This is a genomic window from Flavobacterium sp. GL_143 (assembly GCF_057834355.1).
Genome location: NZ_CM174401.1, coordinates 70,012 through 96,664 on the forward strand (window position 1 = coordinate 70,012; position 26,653 = coordinate 96,664).

The 26,653-nt window shown below is 32.1% G+C and carries 21 protein-coding genes; 8 read left to right on the forward strand and 13 right to left on the reverse strand.

Annotation, left to right across the window (positions count from 1 at the left end; genetic code table 11):
* Position 1: 1 nt before the first annotated feature.
* The 3 genes from AC3IPI_RS00310 to AC3IPI_RS00320 form a co-directional block, all read right to left on the reverse strand.
* A complete protein-coding gene (locus AC3IPI_RS00310) occupies positions 2–3,289 on the reverse strand; it encodes a SusC/RagA family TonB-linked outer membrane protein (protein ID WP_039117569.1) in 3,288 nt (1,095 codons plus the stop codon).
* A gap of 533 nt (positions 3,290–3,822) precedes the next feature.
* Positions 3,823–5,394, reverse strand: coding sequence for a RagB/SusD family nutrient uptake outer membrane protein (locus tag AC3IPI_RS00315; RefSeq protein ID WP_489156382.1), 1,572 nt, complete (start codon positions 5,392–5,394; stop codon positions 3,823–3,825).
* A gap of 9 nt (positions 5,395–5,403) precedes the next feature.
* Positions 5,404–8,514 carry a SusC/RagA family TonB-linked outer membrane protein gene (locus AC3IPI_RS00320; protein ID WP_489156384.1) on the reverse strand — a complete coding sequence of 1,037 codons (3,111 nt, stop codon included), beginning with the start codon at positions 8,512–8,514 and terminating at the stop codon, positions 5,404–5,406.
* 334 nt (positions 8,515–8,848) lie between these two features.
* Between AC3IPI_RS00320 and rnhB the strand changes: the two genes are divergently transcribed.
* From rnhB to AC3IPI_RS00345, 5 genes are all read left to right on the forward strand, one after another.
* Complete coding sequence (gene rnhB, locus AC3IPI_RS00325; RefSeq protein WP_489156386.1) at positions 8,849–9,514, forward strand: ribonuclease HII; 666 nt, start codon at positions 8,849–8,851, stop codon at positions 9,512–9,514.
* Between the two features lie 150 nt (positions 9,515–9,664).
* A complete protein-coding gene (locus tag AC3IPI_RS00330) occupies positions 9,665–9,958 on the forward strand; it encodes a DUF3861 domain-containing protein (RefSeq protein ID WP_489156388.1) in 294 nt (97 codons plus the stop codon).
* Between the two features lie 48 nt (positions 9,959–10,006).
* Positions 10,007–10,792, forward strand: a complete 786-nt coding sequence (locus AC3IPI_RS00335) for a hypothetical protein (protein ID WP_489156390.1) — start codon at positions 10,007–10,009, stop codon at positions 10,790–10,792.
* A 248-nt stretch (positions 10,793–11,040) separates the two neighbouring features.
* Positions 11,041–12,171: an MBL fold metallo-hydrolase gene (locus tag AC3IPI_RS00340; RefSeq protein WP_489156392.1), complete on the forward strand. Its 1,131-nt coding sequence runs from the start codon at positions 11,041–11,043 to the stop codon at positions 12,169–12,171.
* 22 nt (positions 12,172–12,193) lie between these two features.
* Positions 12,194–12,988 (forward strand): helix-turn-helix domain-containing protein, encoded by a 795-nt coding sequence (locus AC3IPI_RS00345; RefSeq protein ID WP_489156394.1) that lies wholly within the window; start codon positions 12,194–12,196, stop codon positions 12,986–12,988.
* Between the two features lie 88 nt (positions 12,989–13,076).
* On the opposite strand, the gene lipB is transcribed toward AC3IPI_RS00345, so the two are convergent.
* The 3 genes from lipB to AC3IPI_RS00360 all read right to left on the reverse strand — a co-directional run bounded on the left by lipB (position 13,077) and on the right by AC3IPI_RS00360 (position 15,353).
* Positions 13,077–13,775: a lipoyl(octanoyl) transferase LipB gene (gene lipB / locus AC3IPI_RS00350; protein WP_039117561.1), complete on the reverse strand. Its 699-nt coding sequence runs from the start codon at positions 13,773–13,775 to the stop codon at positions 13,077–13,079.
* Between the two features lie 4 nt (positions 13,776–13,779).
* Positions 13,780–14,532 carry a hypothetical protein gene (locus tag AC3IPI_RS00355; RefSeq protein WP_489156395.1) on the reverse strand — a complete coding sequence of 251 codons (753 nt, stop codon included), beginning with the start codon at positions 14,530–14,532 and terminating at the stop codon, positions 13,780–13,782.
* A 92-nt stretch (positions 14,533–14,624) separates the two neighbouring features.
* Complete coding sequence (locus tag AC3IPI_RS00360; protein ID WP_489156397.1) at positions 14,625–15,353, reverse strand: hypothetical protein; 729 nt, start codon at positions 15,351–15,353, stop codon at positions 14,625–14,627.
* Between the two features lie 492 nt (positions 15,354–15,845).
* Between AC3IPI_RS00360 and lysS the strand changes: the two genes are divergently transcribed.
* The 3 genes from lysS (at position 15,846) to AC3IPI_RS00375 (ending at position 19,455) form a co-directional block, all read left to right on the forward strand.
* The gene (lysS, locus tag AC3IPI_RS00365; protein ID WP_489156399.1) at positions 15,846–17,546 is read left to right on the forward strand and encodes a lysine--tRNA ligase; all 1,701 of its coding nucleotides are present in this window, start codon (positions 15,846–15,848) and stop codon (positions 17,544–17,546) included.
* Between the two features lie 86 nt (positions 17,547–17,632).
* Positions 17,633–18,964: an AAA family ATPase gene (locus AC3IPI_RS00370; protein ID WP_489156401.1), complete on the forward strand. Its 1,332-nt coding sequence runs from the start codon at positions 17,633–17,635 to the stop codon at positions 18,962–18,964.
* Positions 18,961–19,455, forward strand: a complete 495-nt coding sequence (locus tag AC3IPI_RS00375; protein WP_489156403.1) for a hypothetical protein — start codon at positions 18,961–18,963, stop codon at positions 19,453–19,455. Before AC3IPI_RS00370 ends, AC3IPI_RS00375 begins: the two co-directional genes overlap by 4 nt.
* A 61-nt stretch (positions 19,456–19,516) precedes the next feature.
* Here the strand turns inward: AC3IPI_RS00375 and AC3IPI_RS00380 are convergent, their stop codons facing one another.
* The 7 genes from AC3IPI_RS00380 to AC3IPI_RS00410 all read right to left on the reverse strand — a co-directional run bounded on the left by AC3IPI_RS00380 (position 19,517) and on the right by AC3IPI_RS00410 (position 26,641).
* Positions 19,517–20,134 (reverse strand): hypothetical protein, encoded by a 618-nt coding sequence (locus AC3IPI_RS00380; protein WP_039117581.1) that lies wholly within the window; start codon positions 20,132–20,134, stop codon positions 19,517–19,519.
* Between the two features lie 103 nt (positions 20,135–20,237).
* Entirely contained in the window at positions 20,238–21,263 is a 1,026-nt protein-coding gene (locus tag AC3IPI_RS00385; protein ID WP_242667431.1) for a 2-hydroxyacid dehydrogenase, read from the reverse strand.
* 239 nt (positions 21,264–21,502) lie between these two features.
* A complete protein-coding gene (locus AC3IPI_RS00390; protein ID WP_489156405.1) occupies positions 21,503–22,435 on the reverse strand; it encodes a glycerophosphodiester phosphodiesterase family protein in 933 nt (310 codons plus the stop codon).
* A gap of 203 nt (positions 22,436–22,638) precedes the next feature.
* Positions 22,639–23,556 (reverse strand): DUF4274 domain-containing protein, encoded by a 918-nt coding sequence (locus tag AC3IPI_RS00395; protein ID WP_489156407.1) that lies wholly within the window; start codon positions 23,554–23,556, stop codon positions 22,639–22,641.
* 157 nt (positions 23,557–23,713) lie between these two features.
* Positions 23,714–24,106 (reverse strand): hypothetical protein, encoded by a 393-nt coding sequence (locus AC3IPI_RS00400; protein ID WP_086894146.1) that lies wholly within the window; start codon positions 24,104–24,106, stop codon positions 23,714–23,716.
* Between the two features lie 302 nt (positions 24,107–24,408).
* Positions 24,409–25,368, reverse strand: a complete 960-nt coding sequence (locus AC3IPI_RS00405) for a transporter family protein (protein ID WP_323488865.1) — start codon at positions 25,366–25,368, stop codon at positions 24,409–24,411.
* A 235-nt stretch (positions 25,369–25,603) separates the two neighbouring features.
* Positions 25,604–26,641: a cytochrome-c peroxidase gene (locus AC3IPI_RS00410; RefSeq protein ID WP_489156410.1), complete on the reverse strand. Its 1,038-nt coding sequence runs from the start codon at positions 26,639–26,641 to the stop codon at positions 25,604–25,606.
* Positions 26,642–26,653 lie beyond the last annotated feature (12 nt).

Here is a 26,653-nt window from a genome sequence, read left to right on the forward strand (position 1 = left end):
TTTAGAATTTTAATGTTAGGTTACAACCAATGTTTCTTGTTGTAGGTAGTGAACCTCCTGAGTAACCTGAAGACAAGTTACCTGAACTAAGACCACTTTCTGGATCTGCATCTGGAAGATTTTTATGAATTATCCATAAGTTAGAACCTATTAAAGAAAGTCTTAAATCAGTTAAACTTAATTTAGAAACCAACGCTGATGGGAAACTATATGTAATAGTTACCTCTCTTAATTTTATATAACTTGCATCATAAATAAAAGCTTTCTGTGGATTTTTATTATATCCATAAATACCTCCTGCAACTTCTGGCCCTGGTGTTCTAGTTGTATTAGGAGTACCATCTACATTTACTCCTGGAAGTATAACTCCACCACCATTAGCTAATGTATTTCTTACTGGATTTCCTAACTCATTAAATCCTGCAGTAGACTCATATAAACCAGAGTTTTGTCCGTAGTATTGATCTAAAGAGAAAATATCTCCTCCTTTTTGCATATCAATTAAGAAACCTAATGAAACTTGCTTGTAAGTAAATTTATTACGGATTCCACCAATCCAGTCTGGAGTAACATTTCCGATAACATTAGTAACCGACTCAGTCATTAAATAAGTACCTCCTTTAGTAACTTTTTGTCCATCGGCAGCATACACATAATCTTTACCAATAATATCACCAAAAGCGTTACCTGGTTTTGCAACTATACTCACACCCCCTTGAAAACTTCCTAATGTTAACACCTCAATTCCAGGTGCTAAATCTTTAATTGTATTTTCATTTTTAGACCAGTTTACAAAAACATCCCATTGAAAATCTTTCAATTTTACAGGAGTCAAATTAAACTGTACCTCGATACCTTTATTCTCAACAGAACCAGCATTTGCATATCTTGAAGAATATCCTGTTGCTGTAGAATAATCTACAGGGAATATTTGATCTGAACTTAAACTTTTATATACACTCACCTCAAATCCAGCTCTTCTATCAAAGAATTGCATTTCTAAACCAAGCTCTTCCGATTTAGTTTTTACAGTATGTAAGTCTGGATTAGCGCTTATGTTTGGTCTTGAGTACAATGGATTTGAACCAAAATTATTGAATTTGCTAAAAACACTTTGTAATGAATACAAATCAATATTTCCTTGTGGGTTCTCAGCATAACTCGCTCTAAATTTACCGAAAGTTAACCATGGCTGATTAATATGATTTGTAAAAACATAACTCGCAGAAGTAGAGAATGTATTTACTGAGTTACTTCCTTTTGGTAATGTAGAGAATACATCATTACGTACCGTTCCATCTAAGAATAAAAAGTCTTTATATCCTAAAGAAACAGAAGCATAAGCACTATTTACTCCCGAATTATCTTCCTCTTCTACAGGATATGGAGAAGGGCTTAATGAATTTGATAATGCAAAAATTCCTGGTATAATAAGTCCACCATCCGTAGAAGCAAGTGTAGAAGTACGTCTTGTTCTTAAAGCGTTAAGACCTGCTAAACCATTTAATGAAATATCTTGTGTTATTTTCTTATTGAAATTCAAAGTAAGCTGATAGTTTTGCTCAGAAAACATACCTGCATATTTTTGATATCCTGAACCTACAGCTAATCTGTTTATTCCAAAAGTTGCATTTAAAGAACCAACTGCTTTTCTTTCTTCACGTAATTCAGAATAACTATCTGTACTAGCTTTTCCTGTTACAGATAACCAATTTGCTACCTTATAATCTAATTGAGCATATCCTATAAAACGGTTTCTCTCATCAGATTGGTAATTTTTATATCTTGTAAAATAAGGGTTATCTGCATACTTAGCACTAGTATTACCATTAGCAGGATTTGCCATATTCCAAGAAATGTTTTGTCCACCAGAATTTTCAAAAACATCTTTTTGAGCCTGGATATCTACATTGGTAGCCCACCACTGACGGAATGACCCCATAATGTTGTCTCCTCCATATCCAGTTGTATTTCTACCAACCGTAGTTTGCGCCATATAATTTGCAAATGCACTAGCTGATAATTTATCTGTGAACTTATGGTTAATTTTAAGACTTATATTATTTTTCTTTAATTCACTATTTGGTAAAATCCCATTTTCTTTATAGTTGTTGTAGTTCAAAACAAAATTTGTTTTCTCTGTACCATCCTCTATAGAGATCGAATTATTAAAGGTTGTAGCTGATTGAAAGAATGTAATAGGTCCATTCTCAGCTGCTTTCCATGTTGTTTTCTTTCCGTAATTTGGAGAATATTTAGTATAAGCATCCCATTGGTAAATAGAAAGATTTGGGTCAAAAGCAACACCGTAAGAAGCATCATCAGTTGTAGTAGCAACTTGATTTCCGTTACTATCTATAGTAAAGAATGCTCCTGTTGGTCCCACTGGAATTCCTTTTGGGTTACCAGCATCATCGTAAGTTGGTCCGTAACCTTGTCCGTATTTATTTTGGTAAACAGGAAAAGTTTTTTTATCAACGGTACCTACTGTAAATTCACTAGAAATAGTTACTCCCATTCCTTTTCTTGCTTTACCTTTTTTGGTCGTAATCATGATTACCCCATTTCCAGCTTGCCATCCGTATAATGCAGCAGCTGCAGCACCTTTCAAGATATTTAAAGTCTCAATATCATCTGGGTTAATATCCATCGCTGCATTTCCGTAATCATATGTATTACGAGCACCTTCTGTTTGTTTACCTACACTTGAGTTAGTGTTAGCATTATTAATTGGCATACCATCAATAACGATAAGCATTTGATTATCTCCTGTAAGGTTTTTAACCCCTCTGGATACTACGTTTGTAGAACCACCAAAGTTGGTATTCTTTCTGATGTTTACACCAGCTGCCTTACCAGAAAGCTCATTAAGAAAATTTCCACTTGCAGCACCTGAATTTAAATCAGCACCTTTGATCTCTTGTGAAGCATAACCTAAAGATTTTTTCTCTCTTTTAATCCCTAATGCAGTTACTACAACGCCCTCAAGTTCAACTGATGAACTTGCTAACTTTGCATTTACTGTAGCTGAACTAGCTGTAATTTCTTGAGATTTCATCCCAATATAACTAAATACCAAGACTTGGCTTGGAGTTGCTTTGATAGAATATTTTCCATCAAAATCAGTTTGAGTTCCCGATTGTGTTCCTTTAACTAATACACTTACACCTGGCAAAGGCATTCCTGCATTATCGGAAACAATTCCAGAAACAGTTCTTTCTTGCGCAATGGTGAGTTGCGTCATAAGTACTACCAGTAGCACTAAGAATCCGTTAAACTTTAGTTTCATTTTTTAAATTTTGAATTAGTATGCCGCAAACATCATAATAATTTCTTAAAATAACAAGTAAAACCAAGCTCTTGAAAACTTTTTTTTTAATATTTCTTTAACACTACCACGTGTCAACTCAGTAAATTAGTAGATAAATAGCATTATCCCTAATTTTATCTTTAAAATACTAAGCTTTATTTAATATTTATTTTAACAAATAATTAACAAATAAAGTAAGTTAATTCCTAGTCGTGAATTAAATATTTTAACACGTAAGTAGTTTTTAACCTACAATAAAATAACGAAATTAAAACATTATAAACTGAAAATGTTTTTAATATAACTACTTTTAAAATTACATCTCAACTTTATCCTGAATCTGATTACTAAAATTTCCGGATCAATTTTCTAAGTCATAATATCTTCCTTAAAATATATTCTAAATATTACTATTTGAATTTGTACTAATTTTTATCCAAAAAAAAACTGTCCAAAATATTTTGGACAGTTTTTAATAGTTTAATTAAAACGTACTTAAAGTTCGTTTTGTTTTACCACACTGGATTTTGTTCTAGTCCAGGATTAGTATTCATCTCAATTTGAGGTATTGGCCATAAAAATCTATAATCAGCACTTGGTAATGCCCCAATAGCGTAAGGCCCCGAATATACTGTTCCTAAAGTATATAAATTACTGGTCGGAGTGATATTACCTGCTACTTTTGCAGGAATGCCATCAATTGGAGCAATATCATCATTTTGAAGTCTATGAATATCAGACCATCTGCGTCCCTCCACTAAAAACTCAATTCTTCTTTCAACGAGTATAGCTTTAACTAAATCTGAAGCTGTAGAAAAAGTAGTTGATGTATATGCTTGCACTGTAGGGTTCGCAAGCGATCTGTTTCTTACAGAATTTAATAGTGTAAGCGATTCTGCTAAATTTGGAGTAGTTAGACGAGCTTGAGCTTCTGCCATATTTAATACCACCTCAGCATATCTAATTATTGGTGCTGCATCTGTTTTAGTTACATCATCCGAATACTTATTAGTATATTTTGCTCCTCCACTTGTAAAAACCATTCCTATTGGTTTTTTATCTGGATCATACTTTTCTTCTCTTCTCTTATCATCTACTAACCAACTAGGATTTCTCCAAATAATTGGACTAATAGCTATAAGAGTTCTTGATTTTATTATACTCGCTAATGCACCATTTGTATTAGGATTAGAAGTCGCAGAATGTTGAATAGAGAAGATTGATTCTGTATTTGTTAGATTATTTGCCAACACAAATGGATCACCTGGTTTAGTCGTCAAAGTATATACTCCATTCAATTTATTTCCTTCAAGAATTACATTAGCCCAATCCCTTTTGTGAAGATTCACTCTAGTCTTAAAAGCAATCGCAGCCTCTCTAGAGGCTTTGGCAGTCATTTTAGTTGTTATCAAATTTTCAGCTTCATTTAAATCAACCAAAATTTTAGCATAACATTCCGCAACCGTAGCTCTAGACTTAGTACTTTCTAAATCTATTTCAGTTTGAGTATTAATACCCACTTCCCTATATGGTATCCCAGGATGACTCGCATCTGACGAAAAATTATAAGGTCTAGCAAAATATGTTAGTAGCTCAAAATGGGTTATGGCTCTTAGGAATTTAGCTTGTCCAATATAATTATTCCCAACTGCAACAGGAATAATCCCTTTAGTAACAGCTTCATTAACACCTTTAATCATAAGATTACATCTATTAATTAGCCTATAGCCATCTACCCAGTAATAAACATTATTAGCAGTAGTTGCATCATAAGTAGTTGAATATGTATAATCGTAAAAAGCAGCCGTACTTACTACATCTTCCCCTCTACATTCACCCTGTTGAACAAAAGCTGCTCCCCAAATATAACCTCTACCTCCATTTGATGTCCCGCTATTATAAGTACCAAGAGCTGCTGCGTTATAAACTCCATTCATATAGGATTCTATTAATGAAGGAGTTGAAAAGGCATCTTTTTCAGATATATTATTAATAGGACTTAAATCTAAAAGTTTTTCTTCCGTACATGCGTTCATTCCGAATACAATTACAGAAAATAGAAATGTTTTAACTAAATTTTTCATACTGTTTTATTATAAACTTATATTTATACCCATTGATATTACTTTTGTGCGAGGTGTTCCATTAATATCAACACCTGATGTTTCCATCTCGGGATTAAGCCCTTTATAATTACTAATTAACCAGATATTTTGAGCTTGAGCAAAAATTCTAAAACTATCTAGTTTTATTTTTTCTACTAATAATTTAGGCAAACTATATCCAATACTAACATTATCTAATGAGATAAAATCACCTTTTTCTACAAATCTAGAAGTTGCATTTCCGGAAAAATTAGTTGTATTATTTGAACTAGCATATAATTTCGGAGTCCACCCATCTCCCGGATTATCAACACTTTGCCATCTTCCTAAGATTTCAGTACCATTATTATTGAAATTTTGGTTCATTAATTCTCTTCTTGTAGCATTAAAAATTTTATTTCCACCACTGAATCTAAACATAAACCCAAAATCTATATTTTTATACTTCATCGATGAACTTAATGCCCCATAATATTTTGGTAAAGTATTACCTAAAATCACCTTATCAGATATACCCAAAGTTGCACTTTTAGAATCATCTGCTGGATTATTAGGATCAAATTCTGCGTAAGTAGATTGAGGTAATTTTCCTTGCACCAAATCTCCATTAGCTTTATAGTAAACAGGATTACCATTGGCTTTATTTACTCCCCAATATTTATAACCATACAACGAATTTATCGACTCTCCCTCGCGTATAATAATGTTCGGTGTAATATTGGTATCTGTAGATGACCCTCCAATTATATCTTGTCCTTGGTATAAACTTGTTACTACATTCTTAGCAAGTGTTAAATTCGTTGATAAATCCCAAGAAAATTTTTCAGTATTAATTACCTTGAAGTTTACAGCAAATTCATATCCTTCATTATATAGCTTTCCAATATTTTTATTAATAACATTAAAAGGAATCCCTAAAGAAGGCGACGTAGGAGCTTCCAAAACTAATTTATCAATATTATTTCTGTAATAATCAAAAGTAACATTTACACGATTTTTAAACAGTCCTAAATCAATTCCAATATCTATTTTCTTGCTTGCTTCCCATTGAAGTTGATCATTTCCAAATTGAGAATAGCCAATACCATTTAAATTCCCATAAGGAGAACTTATAGTAAGCCCCATATAAGGATAATTAGATCCATTTAATATCTCTGTATTTCCAACTTCTGAATAAGATAATCTAAACTTTAAATCAGAAACTGTATTCCTGATTGATTCCATAAAGTTCTCCTTTGAGATAGTCCAACCAGCTGAAACACCCGGGAAATTATTCCATCTTGTATCTCCTGCTAATTTTGACAGACCATCTCTTCTAATTGAACCTTGAATAAAATATTTTTCCTTATAATTATATGTAACACGCCCTAAATAAGACATCATTCCATTCTCTGTTATTGACCCTCCTGAATCTTTAGTGGCATAAGAATTGCTTACTAATCCCTTATTATAAAAATTGCTTAGAAGATTACTCCCTGAACCGTAAAAGTAATTGAGTTTTTGTTTTTGATACTCAGAAACAAGAGTAACCCCTAAATTATGATTTTCAGCAAAAGTTTTTTTGTAGTTCAGAATATTTTGCCAATTCCATGTTAAATACTCTGCATTGTCATTTATCAATGAGCCATTACTCCCTCGTCCATCTCCATGAATAGGATTCCAATATCTAAATCCATTTGTAATTGCATTATCTGCACTTACCTGCAATCTGTAACTCAAATCAGAAGTGATTTTTGCATTTGCATAAACATTAGCTAAGGTTCTATTTACTTTAGAATAGTATTTATTCTGATTCAAAACATAAACAATATTAGTTATGTTGTCACCAACTGTGGCGTTATTCTCCCACTTACCTACCGAAACATTATCATCTGAAAGATTGTAACCCGTAGGATTAGCTGAGTTATAAATTGGTGTATTAGGTAATTGTCTAATGGCATTAAAAACATTTCCAGACAATCCGCTTGCACTTGTACTCAATCCATTATATTCAGCTCTAGTTAAACTTAAATTAGTACCTATACTCAACCACTTATTTATATCCTGATCAATATTGGCTCTTATAGAATATCTTTGCATTTCATTTGTTATATTAACCCCCTTTTGATCTGTTAATCCTAACGACAAATAATATTTTGTTTTATCTGACCCTCCACTAAATGATAACGAATGATTCGTTTGTGGAGCATTTCTAAAAATAGCTGCCTGCCAATCTGTATTATACTCATTCCCAACTGCCCATGGCGCTAGATTTTTGTTTGCTGTTTTCTCATTTGAAATTAATATAAAATCAGGAGTTTTTAATAAGTCATACTTTTTAGAAACACTAGCTATCCCTAAACTACTGGTTAAATTCACTTTCAATGTTCCTTTTTTACCACTTTTTGTAGTTATTAAAATAACACCATTAGCAGCTCTTGAACCATAAATTGCAGTAGCAGCACCATCTTTTAATATTTCATAAGATTCTATATCTGCGGGATTTATATCTCCTAATGCATTTGCAGTAAGCGTATTTGCACTCCCAATATCACCAGAAACAATTGGCATTCCATCCACTACTATCAAAGGGTCTGTTTTCCCAGAAATACTAGCTACCCCCCTTATTCTTATTTTTGGTGCTACCCCAATAATCCCACTATTGGTAGTAACCTGTACTCCTGTTGCTTTTCCCGCTAATCCACTTTCAAAACTAGGAGTTATAAGATTAGCAACATCTTTACCTGAAATTTTAGAAATAGAACTAGTTACTTCTTTTCTTTTTTGAACCCCATAACCGATAACAACCACTTCATCCAATTCTTTTCCACCTTCTTGCATCTTTGTATTAATCACCGAAGAAGTTCCAACTGCAATACTCTTATCCTGTAATCCCATATAAGAAAACTCTAGCACATCTCCTGTTTTTGCCTTGATAGAATATTTACCATCAAAATCCGTCTGTACTCCATTTTTTGTTCCTTTAACGATAACATTCACGCCTGGTATAGGGCCTGTTGCATCTGAAACAATTCCAGAAATATTCCTTTCCTGTGAAAAAGAAAACTGCATGGTTAATGCTGTTAATAATGTTAAAATCCATTTAAATTTCACCCTCATTTTAAATTGTTTTTGGTTAATAATTTGTCAAAAATGATAAATTTTTCTTACAATAACAATTTTAGCAATATGTTAATTATTATTTTTCCTACTTAAAAACGTTAACAAAAAAGAAAAAATTTACAAAAATAACAGTGATTTAGATTTTTTGACAATTATTGTGATAAATAACAAACCTTTAATAAGCCATATTAACAATAAAAAAATTGTTAAATTTTAACATTTACAGGTAAAAATGCTAGAAGATTAATTTGTCCTCATGTTATAAGTTTCGGTACTTTCATTAATCTATTTCCCAGAAAAAATTTAATCTTTGTAATTCTAAAAAAAGAACATGCTACAACTCAATTTTTCAGGATATGATTTAGAAACCGGAACCGACGAAGCAGGTCGTGGCTGCCTTGCCGGACCAGTAACTGCAGCGGCCGTAATTTTGCCACTAAATTTTGAGAATAAAACACTAAATGACAGTAAGCAATTATCCGAAAAAACTAGAGAAAAATTAAAACCTATAATTGAAGAACAAGCCATTACGTTTGCTATTACTCATTTACATCCCGATGAAATTGACGAAATAAATATCCTAAATGCTTCAATGAAAGGAATGCAGGAATGTATCCTGAAACTAAATCAAATTCCTGAGTTTATTATTGTTGATGGAAATAGAATGCTAAATGCAAAACTAGGTTTGAAAAATACCGTTGGGAAGCAATTTTCTGAAAAGGAAATTGAGTTATTAAAATCGATTCCAAATCAAAGCATTATAAAAGGCGATGCCAAATTTATGAGCATTGCTGCTGCATCTGTACTTGCCAAAACCTATCGAGACGAGTATATGGATAAGATTCATGAAGAGTTCCCGATGTACAATTGGAAACAAAACAAAGGATATCCTACCAAGGAACATCGCGAAGCAATTAAGAAATATGGACCTACTAAGTATCATAGAATGTCTTTTAGGTTATTGCCAGATCAGTTGGAAATACTGTTTGAAGATTAGTCTTTGTATAGAATTACAGCTTTAATTTGTATTTTAGTTTTCTAAATGCTACAATAATTTAAATCCCGTATATCGAATCTAGCTAAGCGTAACATTTATAAAAACCTCTTTGATTATTCTAGACAAAAACCAATAAAAAAAACAGTAATTATGACAAAGCGAGCAAATAAATATAAACTAACCCTAGAACAAGTTTCTTTGATGAATGAAGAAACAATTTTATCTAAACCTTTATCGCTAGAATTTGAAAATCACGATGAAATTTTTACAATTATCGAGAAAATTAAAGAAAAGAAACTATTTGGAGATGAGAATCAATCTACAGAATTTGCCATTGGTTTAAAAATGTTCAGTGAAGTAATGCTTAAAAATAGAAAGCATCCTCTTTTTGAAGATTTTTTTCCTGCATTTGGAGAATTCATGAAAAAACTAAAAAGTCAATAATAAACTATAAACGTAGATTATAACCTCAAATAAATCCATAAATCTAAAATGTCTAAACGTAAATATACCCCTTTAAAAAAGAAGAAATTTGAGTCCTTTGGAATGAGAAAAGAGTTCTACAAACGACTTCTTTATATTGGGCTCTGTATAATTCCTATTGTTTTATTTGGAGACGAGAAAGGAACTTTCAGATTAGTTCCTCTGCCATTTTTTTTAATCGGAATGTACAATTTACTCTTAATAATAAGCTTATCACCATTTATAATTTATGACTTCTTTCCTCCTAAAGTTACCTTTGAAAAAGTTGCCAAACCATTTGACAAGTTTCTATATTATTTTTCTTCTGCTTTATTTTTTACAAGTTTAGTATTTTTGCTTTTTGAAATAAGAAAAATTGACAACACTATAAACGGTACTCAACTATTTTGGAGAGCAGGTTTCGCAGGAATTGCTTTAGCCATATTGCTTACAATAATTTTAAAAATTACAAATCCTTCTGTATATTTTGAAAATAAAAGAAGGTACACAGTCCACTTTGGGCTATTTGTCGGGATGTTTTTACTTACAGCAGCTTCAACTAGTTTTATAAATCATTTCTATGCGGCTACCGATAAATCATGTAAAAACTATACAATTATAAGAAAAGGAACCAGTGGATCGCGTAACAAAGAACACTTCATTCATATTATCACTGAAAATAATACGGAAGAACGCTTTTCGATAAAAAAAGCACTTCATGAAGAACTAACCGAAGGTGGCAAAATTGAATTATGTATGGTAAAAGGGAAACTTGGATATGATTATGTAACAGGATTTAATAAAATTAAAAACTAAAACAATTCATAATTTTCTATAACAAAGCTAACTTTAAAAAATGTTAGCTTTTTTTATACCAAAGATTTAAAGTGAACTTTTCAACAAAGTAAAATTGGACTTTTAAACAAAGTGACACAATTTATTTTGATGCAATTTTGTACCATCAATTCAGATACTTATGGGAAATTTAATTAAAAAGTGTTGCAACCACATATAGTTTACTTGAATTTGATTCCATAAAACAAATCAAAAATAAAATAAATCGAATGAAACGATTTCTAAAAATCACAAAAAGAATTATGATTATAGTAATAAGCATTTTGGCTCTTTTAACCCTGGTTACTTTTTTATATATGATGCATCCAAAATTTGGTAAAGCACCAGAAGGTAATCGTTTGGAATTAATAAAAAAATCTAGCAATTATAGTGATGGAAAATTTCAAAACACGCACGACACTCCTAATCTAACAAACGGCTACAGTTTTGGAGGTATTCTTTATGATCAATTATTTGGAAATCATCCAAGACGCGAACCTGTTGATTCTATCCCATCTATAAAAACAGATTTACATAATCTTTCTCCTGATGCCGATGTATTGGTTTGGTTCGGGCATTCGTCTTATTTTATGCAAATAGATGGAAAACGTTTTCTGATTGATCCTGTATTTAGCGGAAATGCTTCGCCATTACCAGGAACTGTAACCGCGTTTAAAGGGTCAAATGGTTACACCGTGGCAGATTTACCTACAATTGATTATTTGTTTATTAGCCACGATCATTACGACCACCTTGATTATGAAACTATAGTTGCTTTAAAATCTAAAGTAAAAAAGGTTATTTGTGGACTTGGAGTTGGAGGACATTTTGAACGTTGGGGATATCCTACAGATAAAATAATCGAAAAAGATTGGAATGAAACAATTGTCTTAGAAGATGGTTTTAAAGTACATACAACTCCTGCAAGACATTTTTCGGGAAGAGGTTTTTCTAAAAATAATACCTTATGGCTTTCTTATGTTTTGCAGACGCCAAGTATTAAAATTTACATTGGTGGCGATAGCGGCTACGATACACATTTTGCCAAAATTGGAGAGCAATTCGGCCCAATAGATTTTGCAATTCTGGAAAACGGACAATATAATCTAGCTTGGGAAGCCATACATATGCTTCCTGAACAAGTACTTAAAGCAGCTCAAGATTTAAAAGCAAAAAGACTTTTCCCTGTACATTCTTCAAAGTTTAAACTAGCAATGCATTCTTGGGATGAACCATTGAGTAAATTATCGACACTTAGCAAAACTGCTCATTTACCACTAGTAACACCTATGATTGGTGAAGTTGTAAATTTAAATGATAGTACACAAGTTTTTAAAGAATGGTGGAAAGGTGTAAATTAGCACTAACTTAAGCTGAATCAAGATGAAAATTACCGAAATAAAATCGTGTCATATTGGCCCTGAAATTTCACCTGAACAATTTGTTCCAGAGCATATCTTTTTATATCTGGCAGCGGGAGAAATTGAAGGTTATGACGGACATGAAATGCATACTATTAAATCGGGAGATTATTGTATTGTAAGGAAAAATCATCTGGCTAAATACAAAAAACAAAAAGATAACGGCCAATTTGAAAAAGTAGTAATCATTTTTGATGAAGCATTTTTGATAGAATTTAAAAAAAATCACGCTATTGCGAATGTAAAATCAAACTCTAAAAATGCATTTATCATTCTTAAAAAAGATGTTCTGATTCCCAATTTTATACGTTCATTAATGCCTTATTACAACGAAGGTGGAGTTATAGACGAAACGTTCTCTAAAGTAAAAAGGGAAGAACTTTTATTGATATTATTACAGACTAATCCTGAAATTTCGAGTATTTTATTTGACCAAAGTATTCCTGAAAAACTAGATCTAGAAGCGTTTGTATATCGAAATTATAAGTTTAATGTAAGTCTGGAAAGATTGGCTTTTTTAACTGGCAGAAGTTTGTCTTCTTTTAAAAGGGATTTTAAAAAGATTTTTAACGACACTCCTAATCGCTGGCTGATGCAGAAAAGATTGCAGGAAGCACATTTTCAAATTCAAAGAGAAAGAAAAAAACCATCTGATATTTATCTTGATTTAGGCTTCGAAAACATTTCTCATTTTTCATTTGCTTTCAAAAAACAATTTGGATACAACCCAACAAGTCTTATAAAAGAACATACATAATTCTTGAGTTTTCAGAGTAAAATTATTCAAACGCGTTCCATTCTTAGACAATGTCTATTTTGGAACGCATTACGAAAATCATATTATTTTAAACAAATTCGGCTTCGAATAATTCTGTCAGATGTTTTAGGATTTTAGCTTTTACTTCGGCTTCATCTACTTTTTCTACACCAAGTTCTACCTGAAGTGAAGTAACGGCTTTACCGCGAATTCCACACGGAATAATATTATCAAAATAACCTAAGTCGGCATTTACATTTAAGGCAAATCCATGCATCGTTACCCAGCGTGAAGCACGTACACCAAGTGCACAAATCTTACGGGCAAACGGCGTTCCTACTCCTAACCAAACACCCGTTTCTCCTTCGCTTCGGCCACATTCTAATCCGTATTCTTTTAGCGTAAGAATAATAGATTCCTCGAGGAAACGCAAGTATTTATGAATATCGGTAAAGAAATTTTCTAAATCCAGAATAGGATATCCTACAATTTGTCCTGGGCCGTGATACGTAATATCACCACCACGATTTATTTTATAAAAAGTAGCTCCTTTGGCTTCTAGCTGTTTTTCGGATAAAAGTAAGTTGCTCAAATCGCCACTTTTACCCAAAGTATATACATGCGGATGCTCTACAAAAATGAAATAATTAGGAGTTGGTAAATCAAGTTCTTCTCTCCTATTTTTAATTTTTAAGTCAACAACATCCTTAAATAATTGTTCTTGATATTCCCAAGTCGATTTATAATCTTTCTGACCTAAATCTTGTAGTTGGATTTTTTTGTTCATTGTATTATTTTTCAAACTCTACCTCAAGTCCCAGTTTAGTTGGATTTTCCATATAATCTGTAAACGGATATTGGATAGTTATTGTTTTTCTGTCTTCACTAAACAAAGCATTTGCATTAGATACTTTTTTTACTTTTTTAGGGAAACGATATTTTATAACATAGTTCGAAGATGCAAAAATCATTTTATACATTCCTAATGAATCCTCTGCTGGTTTATTAGTTTCTTTTGGGTTCAAAATGACTTTACGATTAAACTTTTTCCCGTCATAACTAAAACTTACGGTACTATTGTTACTGAAATCTCCGCTAAAAGGCATTTTTTTATCTGAAGCTTTATTTTTCTCAATATTCTGAAGCGCACTCATAGTTTTCATCATATCCTGTAATTCATTTACATTTTTGAAATCAGTTTTTAAATCTAACATAAACTGTTTCTGTTCTGTATTCATTTTCATATGAACGACGAAATTCTCTAGTTTTTTAAGCTCTTTTTGCTCTTCGGGAGAAAGTTTTGCTATACTGTCTTTCTTGTTCTTGAACATTTCTTTAAATGAAAAAGTAGAATCTATACTTTTCGTTGCATCACCAACTTCATTTCCTAGTTGCTGTCCTGCCATTGCCATAAGTGCAGAACCATCCATATCTAACGAAAATTTACCCGACCCATTATCTGCAATATCAATGTTCTCGGTAAAAGTACAACTTGTTAACGTCGCTAATAAAAGGGAAAGACTGAGGAATTTTATTAATTTCATGAGTAGATTATATTTTTTCTCAAAGATACGAAGTCTATTTTAAAAAAAGGTACTGAGGCACTAAGATGTAAAGTCGCTATGCTTCTAGCTTTTTACTCTAAAATTACTTCTAGATTAGTACTTTCAGGATTCACTAAACAATCGGAAAGCTGGAATGTAAGTGCCAATGATTTCTTGTCTGAGCTAAGAATTGCGGCTGAATTAGAAACCGACTTTATCTTACGAGGAAAATTATATTTGAGCGTATAGGTTTGCGTGAAATTCAGGATGTTGAATTTAGATTTAAAATGATCAATCTGTCTTTTATTCTTCTCAATTTCAGCTTCATTAATAACCTTTACCGTCCGTTTAAAAATAGTTCCATCAAAACTATATTTTATATCAAAAAAATGACTTTCTGCCGTAAGTGCATAATTGTTTTCAAGATCATTTGCATAATCTTCGGTATTGTATAAGTTAGGAACAGCATCTATTTTGGTAAAAGGAAATGTAATAATAGTTTTAAATTCCTTATCAAAAGAGCTCATTCTTGCATGCACTTTTGCATTAGCATATTTCTGAAACAATTGCTGTTCTAGTTCCGTATATTTTAAAAACGTTTCGTTATATTTTGTAATAAAATCTCGAAAAACATAGGTGGTGTCTTGAAACTTTTCTTCTTTGGAATATTTTTCTCCCATCAAAAGCATATAACTATGTTCGTCTCTAAGCTGTATTGTTTCGATAGTTCCGCTACCGTCCAGATTTATATTTATAGTTTCTGTAACCTGACAGCTTGTAAAAAGTAATGTAAGTAAAAAGAAGAAGAAATAATTTTTCATTTAAAAAGCTTAGAATTTAAAATGCTAATGTAAACAAGTTTTGTAAGAAAAAACTATTTCGCGAAGTTTCGCAAAGCTTCACAAAGAAAAAACACAGAGAGTCGCAAAGTTTTATTTCACGCGGATTTGAAAGATTTCAGCAGATTTTATCACACAAACATTGTCCTTCTCAATCGAAGGATTTTACGGATGTAATTAATCGGGCTTCGACTCCGCTCAGCCTGACATGTGTACAAATGTTACGGTTACAGTTTGTCCTCCTGAGGCAGAGTCGAAGGATTGCGCGTTATAAAACCAATTACTCGTAGAAATAATCTATGTTATACACACAACCCGAATCTTTGTACCTCTGTACCTTTGTTCCTTTGAACCTCTGTTCCTAAGAGAAGAGAATTGAAATACAATAAATTGCTGCTACAAAAAATCTAAAAACTGCATTCTAAAATCTACATTCTTTTCTTTATCTTTGCACTCTTATAAAAAAAGCGCAAAATGGCATTATCAGAACAAGAAATTATCCGAAGAGAGAAACTTCAAAACTTACGCAACTTAGGAATCAATCCTTATCCAGCTAATCTTTTTCCTGTAAATCATACTTCTAAGCAAATTAAGGAGTCTTTTGAAGAAGGTAAGAAGGTTATCGTTGCAGGACGTTTGATGAGTGTTCGTGACCAAGGAAAAGCTTGTTTTGCTGAATTGCAGGATAGCGAAGGACGTTTGCAATTATACGTTAATCGCGATGTTTTGTGCGAAGGTGATGATAAAACTTTATACAACACGGTATTTAAAAAACTAACCGATTTAGGTGATTTCATTGGTATCGAAGGAGAATTGTTTACTACAAAAGTTGGTGCACAATGTGTACGTGTAGATGGATTTACTTTCTTGAGTAAAACATTGCGTCCGTTACCTTTACCTAAAGTTGACGAAGACGGAAATGTACACGATGCATTTAATGATGCTGAGTTACGTTACAGAATGCGTTATGTAGATTTAACAGTTAATCAACACGTTAAAGAAACCTTTATTAAGCGTACGAAATTGTTTACCGCTATGCGTAACTATTTTAATGACGCAGGTTATCTTGAAGTTGAAACTCCGATTTTACAATCAATTGCAGGTGGTGCTTCGGCAAGACCTTTTATCACGCATCATAATTCGCTTGACATTCCGCTTTATATGCGTATTGCAAACGAATTGTATTTAAAAAGATTAATTGTTGGTGGTTTTGAAGGTGTTTATGAATTCTCTAAAAACTTTAGAAATGAAGGTATGGACAGAACGCATAATCCTGAATTTACTGCAATGGAAATATATGTAGCCTACAAAGACTACAACTGGATGATGGAATTTGCTGAAGGTTTACTTGAGCATTGTGCTATTGCAGTAAACGGAACTAGCGAAGTTACTTTTGGTGAACACCAAATTAACTTTAAAGCGCCTTACGCTCGTGTTACCATGACAGATTCTATCAAACATTTTACTGGTTTTGATATTTCTGGAAAAACTGAAGAGGAATTATTCGAAGCTGCCAGAGGAATGGGAATTGAGGTAGATAAAACAATGGGGAAAGGAAAACTGATTGATGAAATTTTTGGAGCAAAATGCGAAGGAAATTACATTCAGCCAACTTTCATCACAGATTACCCTAAAGAAATGTCTCCTTTATGTAAAGAGCACCGTGATAATCCTGAACTTACGGAGCGTTTTGAGTTAATGGTTTGTGGTAAAGAAATAGCAAATGCTTATTCTGAATTAAATGATCCAATTGATCAACGTGAGCGTTTTGAAGATCAAATGCGTTTGTCTGAAAAAGGTGATGATGAAGCTAATGGTATTATCGACGAAGATTTCTTAAGAGCACTTGAATATGGTATGCCTCCAACATCTGGAATGGGTATCGGAATGGATCGTTTGATTATGTACTTAACAAATAATGCCTCTATACAAGAAGTATTATTGTTCCCACAAATGCGTCCGGAGAAAAAACAAACTATTGAATTATCTGATGAAGAGAAATTTATCTTGGATTTATTGAAAGGAAATGAAAATAAAATGGATCTTCAGCAATTAAAAATTACTGCTAATTTAAGCGGCAAAAAATGGGATGCATCTATGAAAAACTTATCTAAACACGGTTTGACAAAAGTTGCTGTTGAAGGTGAGTTTAAAACTGTAGAATTGGTAGGGTAATTTCCTTAAAACTCATATTAAATTAAAAAGGAGCTTTTATTGAAGCTCCTTTTTCTTATATAAAAATTTTCCTTAATTTTGAAAACATGGAAAGAGCAAAACTTATTGTTAAAAATTTCGGACCTCTAAAAGATATTGAAATCGAAGTTAGAGAAATGGTCACTTTTATTGGAGCACAGGCTTCGGGGAAAAGTACTTTGGCTAAGTTGATTTCAATTTTTGAAGATGAAAACTTTAGAGGTGATCATAAAATATCATTTGAAGAGGAATTAAAAAAATATAATATCCTATCCTATCTTACAGACAAAACCTACATTGAATATAAGAGTAAAAATCAAAATATAACAATTGCAGATTTTACTTTTCAAAAAAACAAGTTAGATATAACGACCCTACAAAATGTTCTTGGCAGAATAAAAAATATCAGTATCAACATCTTAGACAAAGAAAAAGATATTATAGAAATGACCAAAAGATTAATTAAGTCAACTGTAAATACTTATAAACTTTTACTCCGAGAAAATTTTTATTATATATTCGAGAATGAAACTCAGAAAGTAAAATTCGAAATTGAATTTGCTGATGTAAGAATGAAAAGACTTATCATTAATGATTCACACATTGATATTTTGATTGATATTTTAGAAAAGGAAAAAAATATTGAAAGCTATATATTTTTGTATGAAAAAATAATAAGTGTATTTCCAAATATATTTTTATTTGACTCATTATATATTCCTGCAGAAAGAAATTTTCTTCATCTAATTTCCGAAAACACCTTAGGATTAATAAATAATAATGTACAAATCCCCAAACATTTATTAAATAGCGGACAAGATTACGAAAAAGCAATTCAGACAATAAAAGAACTACCTTTAAATATTATTGATAAAAAAATCAAATACAAAAGAGAAGGAAAAACTTCATACATATATCATAATGAAATTGAAAAAGTTGACTTATTAGAGTCCGCATCTGGCTTACAATCTATAATCCCCATTTTATTATTAGTTGAATATTCTAAATCATTGAAGGAAAAATATAATTTCAATTTTGTTGTTGAGGAGCCGGAATTAAATTTATATCCAAAAGCACAGCACGAATTAATTAAATATTTAGTTAAAAATTGTTTATACGAAAGAAAGAATTTAATTCTTACTACTCATAGTCCTTTTATTTTGGCATCTATAAATAATTTATTATTGGCTTATGATAAAGGACAAAAACATCCAAAAGAAGTAAATAAAATTATTAAAAAAGAATCCTGGCTGAATCCTAAAAGCTTTAACGCTTATGAATTGAAAAATGGAAAAGCTAAAAAAATAATGAATGATAAATTAGGGCAAATTTCAGAAAATATGATTGATGGTGTTTCCGATGCTTTTGCAAATGAATTTGATAAATTGCTTGATTTATGATTCAACATCTTAGAGAAGTATTTCCTCAAATTGAAACAAATTGCTTAAAAACGATTGCTGACAAACATACATTTATTTTTGAAGCTGAAACCGTTTTATTTGTCTCATCAAAAGAATCTTGGCATTTACATATTGAAAACAAATTAAATACTGAATTCTATTTTATTCAAAATGATGATTGCGTTATGAAAACAGTAAAAGGTGGTCAATGTGATTATGTTATCTGTAATAATCAAGAGGTCTTTTTTACGGAAGTAAAAGTAGCGAAAGGAAACCAAGCAAATCATAGAAAAGATGCTTATTCTCAGTTAGAAAACACATTTAAGTATTATTCAAATTTAATAGATTTTGAACCTTATAGGTTAAATGCTGTTGTTTGCTTTCCAAGCAAAAGAAGAATCGTAAAGGCAAGTGCTTCAACAAAAAGAAAAGAATTCAAAGATTCCTATAAAATAAATCTCCAAGAAGGAAATTATATTTCGTTTGACTAAAACAAAAAAGAGCTTCAATTGAAGCTCTTTTTTTATCTATTTCTCTAAGAATATTTTCTCTTTAAAAAGAAATTTTCTCTAGTTTTTTATTATCTATATCTAGGATTGCTTGAGATTGATCAGGAACTGCGCCTTTCCATTTTTCCTGAACTGATGGATTAGAAGGATATTTACCATTTTTCATTTTTACACTATAAAGAATTCCTTTACTACTCACTATAAGATCCTGAAATTTTTCGGAAGCAGTTGTTCCAACAAAAATAGGAAAATCGGTTACTGTAAATTTATTCAATAAGCTTCCGTCATTGTTCAAGATAAAACCAGAACATCCGCCTGTACCACAAAAATAAGGATTAGAGAAACCTACAAAGTACTCGTCTTTTTTATCATTATTTAAATCGAAAGCATCATAGTAAAAAAATCGGTCTTCTTTTGTCATTGCTGGCAAATCCTTGTTTAATAAAACTGTGGTTAATTGCTTACGAATCATATCGACTACTTTAGAATCTATTGGAGCTGTTTTATTATTTACTGCCGCTGAGTCATTATCGGTTTCCGTTGTTACTGATAAGTCAATGGCTGTTGAGTCCACTCCTTTTCCTGTATCTGTAGCCGTTTCTTTTTTCTGGCAAGAATATAAACTAAGCATTGCTAAGCCTATTAAAAATGTCTTTTTCATGATTTTATTATTTTTTTTATTACCGTTAAATTTACAAAAAAATTAAATAAATACGTTTGTTTTAGAGGGTTTCTTAAAGTCATTCATTGACAATAAACATACTTTAAACCAATAAAGCCGATTTATTTTCTAGATCTTTTCTTATCAGCAATTCTTTGATATTATTATACGTTACAAGCGCAATTTGAGTTAATGCTTCGCTCGTAAAAAAAGCCTGATGTGCAGTTACCAACACATTCGGAAAACTCATTAATCGCTGGATTGCATCATCTTTTATAATATCTTCTGAAAGGTCTCTAAAAAACAATTTTTCCTCCTGCTCATATACATCAATTCCCAAATATCCTACTTTACCATCTTTTAGCGCTTCTATAACACTAGCTGTTTCTATAAGTCCGCCACGGCTAGTATTAATTATCATAACACTGTTTTTCATTTGCGTAAGCGAATCTTTATTTATGATATGCTTTGTTTTCTCGTTTAATGGGCAATGCAACGAGATAATATCACTTTCTTTAAAAACTGTCTCTAAATCGGTAAATACAACTCCCTCTTTTTCCATTTCGGGATTACTCACAATATCATAAGCAAGAATTCGGCAACCAAAGCCTTTTCCTATTTTAGAGAAAGCCTTCCCTATATTCCCTGTTCCTATTATACCAATTGTTTTACCATGCAAATCAAATCCTAATAACCCATTTAACGAGAAATTTTGCTCACGAACTCTGTTATACGCTTTATGTGTTTTGCGATTAAGTGTAAGAATCATTGCCATAGCGTGTTCGGCAACAGCTTCGGGTGAATAAGCAGGAACGCGACACACATGAATTCCATGTTTCTTTGCTGCTTCCAGATTTACATTATTAAAACCAGCACAACGTAAAGCAATAATCTTCACACCCTTTTCTGCTAATTGTTTTATCACCGCTTCATCGACAATATCATTTACAAAAACACAAATAATATTCGAACCTTGAATTAAACTTACTGTATGTTTATTAAGCTGTGTTTCAAAAAATTCTAAGTCAAAACCAAACTCGCAATTATGTTTATTAAAGAAAGTCTTATCATAAGGCTGAGCCGAGAAAAACGTTATTTTATTCATGCCTGCTACTCTATCTAAATCCATATATGCTTTCTTTAAAATTATAATTGTTTACCCATTAAAATTAAACAAATAATCGCAAAGTAAATTTCCAGGCAAAAAAAAAGAGCTTCAATTGAAGCTCGTCTGATACAAAAATTATAAATCAATCTTAAACACGAATTTCACGAATTGTCACTAATCCGTTTGTGAAATTAATTTCACAAACTAAACTACTCATTAAGATTTGTGCAAATTCGTGAAATTCGTGAAATTCGTGTTTGTTATTTTATTTTCTTAATTACAATATGTTTCGATTTTAGTTTTTTATCGGTTGCATATTTTAATAGTTGTTTACCAGCTTCTACATTACGATCTGATGATAACACGTTAGCACCATTGGCAACAAGTTTATAATATAACTCATCTCCTTTTGCAGCAGCACTTTTATCTAGATTCCCCATAGTTCCTAGAATACAAGAAATTTTTCGGCTGTGTAAATACTCATATACTTCTGGTTTTGGTTCTGAAGTACCTACAAATGCAATCATTTTATTGGCTTTTACACCTAATTTCTCCATACGTTCCACATCTTCTTTTCCTCTTGCCGAAACCGAAATCATTAAGTCTGGTGCAAGTTTAGCAGCCTCAGCAGCTTGTGTTGCTGTATAAGTAATAATTACCGAATAAGCCTCGGCTTTATTTCTTCTTACTGCATCGATAATCATTTGCATCGGAACACCTTTCTTGATATCCAAATTATAAATTACTTTACCTTTACCCCATTGTAGGATTTGATCTAAAGTTTCGATTTTATATGGAGTTACTTTTCCTTCAGTATCTTTTAAGAAAAACTCTTGTAACTCTTTATACGTATATCCTTCGATAACACCCGTTCCAGTTGTTGTTCTGTCTAATGTATTATCATGCATCATTACTAAAACCGAATCCTTACTCAAAGCAATATCAGTTTCTACAATCGTAGGATTATATTTTATTGCATTGGCAAATGTTGGTGTACAGTTTTCTGGGAATCCAACTGTTGGACCACCTCGATGTGCACTTACCAACGGAATTGTTTTCTTAGAATAATTTAAAAACTTCTGTAATTCTTTAGAAGTTTTAAATTTTAATAAATATTCATTTTCCTGGGCAAAACCAAAGCTAAAAATGAAAGAAACTAAAACTGCAAGCCACAAACTTTTATTCTGAAACATATTATATTTATTAAAATTGGATTGCAAAATTAAGCAATTCCTACTATGTAAAGCCCTATAAAAAGTGAAATTATTTTAACCATATAAGTAATTTAAGTAAATATAAGCGCGACTTAATCAGCCTAAAATTTAAATGGACTTACATTACTTATATGGTTACCTTTTTTTTATTACAATCTTAAATCTATGCAACCTCAATTATTTTATTCCCTAAATTTTAAATGGTCAGAACTAAACAATAATCCAATACCGCTATAAGGATCTTTTTTTAAATCGTAAAAATTAGTTACTCCTTCTAAATCTTTATATAAACTAGCAATTATTGTACTAGGCTGGAAACCATCTATTGTATGGTTTATAATAGTATCTGCAAGACAAGTCAGTTCTTTTGTCGAGTTGGTTACGCCTATATTATTACCCGTTTCCCAGTCCCAAATTATCCAATCCCAGCTATGTTGTTTATGTACACAATCCATCCATAAATATGACAGATTTTTAATTTTTATCTTCCCTAATTCCTTTCCTTTCCAGTATTCAACACTTTCTATTATAGCTTGTATAGCGGAATCTGTTCCGTCATAAATAAAACTAGAATTCGAAATCTGAATAATCTTTATAGCATCTTTTATCTTAGCAGCAATCGTTTTTAATTCCTTTTCGTTTGGCTTTCTTAAAAAAGCAAACTCAATATCTTGTCGTTCAAAAATAGTTCCTTCCGATTTTTCGAGCATTTCTGCTGGAATACATTTCGTGTTAGAATATTCGTCAAGAAATTCATCTTTCGGGTTAAAAGAGAAATTCTCATCTTCATAAAAACCCGCACAATATCGCAGCTCAATTTCTTTTAGCAGTTTATAACTCTCATAGTTAATATCCTCTTTTGCTTCATCCTCATTTGCAAACTTGCAAAAATAATCTGGCTGAAGAAACCAATACAAACACAATGCAGTTCCTTTATCACAATGTTTTTGTTTAATAATCCAATCAAAAGGCTCAATTCCGTCATCATAATTCCAATGTTGCACAAACTGATGCAACTCGGCAGCAGTTAATTTCTTATAAGACATCTCGCCATTTACAGCTTTAAGAACCCGATTTTTACTTTTCTTATTAAACTCCATTTTTTCTCTTAGTAATAACTATTTTAATTATTTCAATCTCTCTACAAATTTAAAAACCTATCCTTATAAAAGTAGCAAGACAACACATAAAAAAACTCCTATAACAACAAGTCTTTAAACTCATTGTTATAGAAGTCTTTAAATTATTAAAAGTTTTTTATTTACTATCGCCCTTCTTAACCGATAAGACAGAAACATCATATCCTAGATTACGTAACACCTCTAATCCATCAAGAGGTTCCAACTTATTTTTACCTGTCCATCCTTTTTGCAAGCCAAATAAGATACATTCTCTAACATATTTAGGCCTATTCAGGTTCACAACTTCTTTTTCGTCAGTTAATGACTTAACAAGTGGAAAACCAAAATTTAAAGGAAGCCCAATTATTGGGTCATCCCATGTCAGGAAATTAACTAATAATGGTGTTAGTTTATAATCCTTTAAAAATATTTTTATTGTCAATGTTCCTACCTGTGCAGGCAAATCGACCTTACCAGTCATTATATAGAGATAAACATTATCCTCAACAGTTATTTTTCTTAATTTCATGTGTCTAAATTAAACCTTAGTAAAACTAAACATCTATTACTTTAAATCTATTAAAATTTTATTTAACACATAGAAACATAGATTCTATGTCTAAAAAAGAATACAAAAAAGAAATACATTTCTTTCACATAGCTAGCTCTGTGCTTTTTAGATAAGTGAAACACCTTTATTTAAGAGTACAAATTCTATGTTTCTATGTGTTAAAATAAATTCACCATAACCAGACACATAAAAAAAACTTCTATATCAATAAGCTATTGGCTCACTAATATAGAAGCTTTTCTATATTATTCTAAAACCTGTTACAAACTATAATTCAGGTTTACGCTCCAGCGGTAATTAGCCTCCATTGCGCCATTCGATAAATTCTGGTTTATAGGAAGCATTCCGTTTACACCAACAGAAAATTTATCTTTCCCAACCTCAATACCAAATTTCCCAAACAAGATATCTCCAGCCGTATTTGGCAAATCCAAGCCATGTTGTTTGTTTGTAGCATAAACTTCGCCCGCAAAACCAAGCTGAGGAACTAATTGTACCGATGGTAAATCGAACAAATAAAAGAATGTTCCTGAGTAATTAAACTGATTCCCGTATTGGTATTTTTGTTCATTTTCGGTTTTTATAACATAATTAAGCATTGTGTTTAAACCCAAATTCTTTCTTTTAATTACATATTCCGAAACCAGTAAATAATCCCAACTTCCCGTTCCTAGTTGGAAACTCTTGTTTACACTCCCCACATTATTAGCTTCGTTAAACTTTCCTGTTGGCATTTTTACACCACCACCAAGCTCTATTTTATGTGTAAAAACTGTGCTGTCTTTTTGCGTTTCAAACACCGTATAAAGTGCCATTACCGAAATATCTCCCAATCCCGAAATACTCTCGGTTCCAGTCGTTAATTCGCGATTATGAAAATGATACGGAACCAATGCCGAAATCTGGATTCTCTTTGTAACAGGAATACGCGCCCAAGCCTGAACCGTATTAAAGTTCTCATCAATCCAGGGAGAATTAGCAAAAATACCATCACGACTCGTATAACTCTGATTGAAATAACGTATTCCAACAAAATTTGTGTTTAACATCGAGCTAAAACCCATACTTCCACCACTTGCCGAACAACCACAAGCATCACAATCAAAGTCTTCCATCATTGCCAAACGCTGAAATGTAAAGCTCGAAATACTATCTTTTACCGTTGCAGCAAAAGTTAGATTACAAACTAAAACCAAACTTAAAACTATTATTTTTTTCATTGTATTTTATTTTTTTAGGAGCTCCCGATAGCTATCGGGACCCGCTTTCCGTTACAAGCTTTTCTTAAAATCCCATTTTTCTATACGTTTACAAAGTTTCCGCTGGTCACTTTGTAAACCCAAGAAAAAATAAGGGCTTTTCTTAAAAAGGCTTTTCACTACAATCGGGGCTAAAACTTCTATTTTTATTATATTATTTAATCCTAACAGGTTTTTAAAACCTGTTAGGAGAATCTCAAAACTCCGAGAATCGCTTATCAGTCAAGAATTGATTATCGGTCAAGGTTTTCAAGAAAGCGATAATTTGCTTCTTATCCATTTCCGAAAGTTCGATTCCTAGTTTCCCATTTTGTCTCAGGATTGGGTCTAATGTTGCCGAAGCTTCAATTCCGCTGGCATAATGATTAAGAACCGCTTCTAGCGTTCCAAAACGTCCGTCGTGCATATAAGGAGCCGAAACCTCAACATTTCGCAAACTTTGTACTTTAAACTTATAATAATCGCTTGCTAACTCAGTCACTTTGTAACGTCCCACATCGTTTACTTTAGGATTTACTGCAAGACCATTGTTACGGAACGAATCGTCGGTCATTAAATCGGTTGCGTGGCACGAAGCACATTTAGAATTAAACAAAGCATATCCAGCTAATTCATCGGCAGTAAGAGTTCCTCCAGATTCATTACGACGGTATTTATCAAAACGAGAATTAGATGATGTTGCCATTACCATAAATTGCGAAAGTGCTTTTAGCATATTCTCCGTAGTAACAGCCCCATCAGTAAAAGCTTGCCCAAACAAAGTTCGATACGTTTTATCGCCTCGCATCATTTCGAGAATAGCATTTAAATCGCCATTCATTTCGATATCGCTCGTTAGCGGAATTATAGGCTGTAAGTCCAGATGATTGGTTACGCCATCATACATAAAAGTTCTCTGATAAGCCAAGTTCTGGATTGGTGGTGCATTTCGGGTTCCTAAAGCATCGCCAACACCATGACTTACAGTATGACCGTGGTGTGTAAAAGCGTTTTCCTGAATATGACAAAACCCACAGGAAACGATTCCATCAGAGGCCAAACGCCCATCATAGAATAGTTTTTTACCCAGTTCAAACCCTTTTTCTGTTGGCGGATTTGTGGTAATATCATAAACCAAAGCTGGAAAATTAGATGGTACCTTAAAGTCTAAAGGCACATTTATATATTCATCATCCTGATCACTACAACTATATAATAACGGAATCATAACCCAAAGAAAATATTTTATTCTCATGGTTTCTAAATT

Excerpts from the sequence above, each read along its gene's own strand:
- AC3IPI_RS00310 (WP_039117569.1), bottom strand. The coding sequence starts at position 3,289 with ATGAAACTAAAGTTTAACGGATTCTTAGTGCTACTGGTAGTACTTATG.
- AC3IPI_RS00315 (WP_489156382.1), bottom strand. The coding sequence starts at position 5,394 with ATGAAAAATTTAGTTAAAACATTTCTATTTTCTGTAATTGTATTCGGA.
- AC3IPI_RS00320 (WP_489156384.1), bottom strand. The coding sequence starts at position 8,514 with ATGAGGGTGAAATTTAAATGGATTTTAACATTATTAACAGCATTAACC.
- rnhB (WP_489156386.1), top strand. The coding sequence starts at position 8,849 with ATGCTACAACTCAATTTTTCAGGATATGATTTAGAAACCGGAACCGAC.
- AC3IPI_RS00330 (WP_489156388.1), top strand. The coding sequence starts at position 9,665 with ATGACAAAGCGAGCAAATAAATATAAACTAACCCTAGAACAAGTTTCT.
- AC3IPI_RS00335 (WP_489156390.1), top strand. The coding sequence starts at position 10,007 with ATGTCTAAACGTAAATATACCCCTTTAAAAAAGAAGAAATTTGAGTCC.
- AC3IPI_RS00340 (WP_489156392.1), top strand. The coding sequence starts at position 11,041 with ATGAAACGATTTCTAAAAATCACAAAAAGAATTATGATTATAGTAATA.
- AC3IPI_RS00345 (WP_489156394.1), top strand. The coding sequence starts at position 12,194 with ATGAAAATTACCGAAATAAAATCGTGTCATATTGGCCCTGAAATTTCA.
- lipB (WP_039117561.1), bottom strand. The coding sequence starts at position 13,775 with ATGAACAAAAAAATCCAACTACAAGATTTAGGTCAGAAAGATTATAAA.
- AC3IPI_RS00355 (WP_489156395.1), bottom strand. The coding sequence starts at position 14,532 with ATGAAATTAATAAAATTCCTCAGTCTTTCCCTTTTATTAGCGACGTTA.
- AC3IPI_RS00360 (WP_489156397.1), bottom strand. The coding sequence starts at position 15,353 with ATGAAAAATTATTTCTTCTTCTTTTTACTTACATTACTTTTTACAAGC.
- lysS (WP_489156399.1), top strand. The coding sequence starts at position 15,846 with ATGGCATTATCAGAACAAGAAATTATCCGAAGAGAGAAACTTCAAAAC.
- AC3IPI_RS00370 (WP_489156401.1), top strand. The coding sequence starts at position 17,633 with ATGGAAAGAGCAAAACTTATTGTTAAAAATTTCGGACCTCTAAAAGAT.
- AC3IPI_RS00375 (WP_489156403.1), top strand. The coding sequence starts at position 18,961 with ATGATTCAACATCTTAGAGAAGTATTTCCTCAAATTGAAACAAATTGC.
- AC3IPI_RS00380 (WP_039117581.1), bottom strand. The coding sequence starts at position 20,134 with ATGAAAAAGACATTTTTAATAGGCTTAGCAATGCTTAGTTTATATTCT.
- AC3IPI_RS00385 (WP_242667431.1), bottom strand. The coding sequence starts at position 21,263 with ATGGATTTAGATAGAGTAGCAGGCATGAATAAAATAACGTTTTTCTCG.
- AC3IPI_RS00390 (WP_489156405.1), bottom strand. The coding sequence starts at position 22,435 with ATGTTTCAGAATAAAAGTTTGTGGCTTGCAGTTTTAGTTTCTTTCATT.
- AC3IPI_RS00395 (WP_489156407.1), bottom strand. The coding sequence starts at position 23,556 with ATGGAGTTTAATAAGAAAAGTAAAAATCGGGTTCTTAAAGCTGTAAAT.
- AC3IPI_RS00400 (WP_086894146.1), bottom strand. The coding sequence starts at position 24,106 with ATGAAATTAAGAAAAATAACTGTTGAGGATAATGTTTATCTCTATATA.
- AC3IPI_RS00405 (WP_323488865.1), bottom strand. The coding sequence starts at position 25,368 with ATGAAAAAAATAATAGTTTTAAGTTTGGTTTTAGTTTGTAATCTAACT.
- AC3IPI_RS00410 (WP_489156410.1), bottom strand. The coding sequence starts at position 26,641 with ATGAGAATAAAATATTTTCTTTGGGTTATGATTCCGTTATTATATAGT.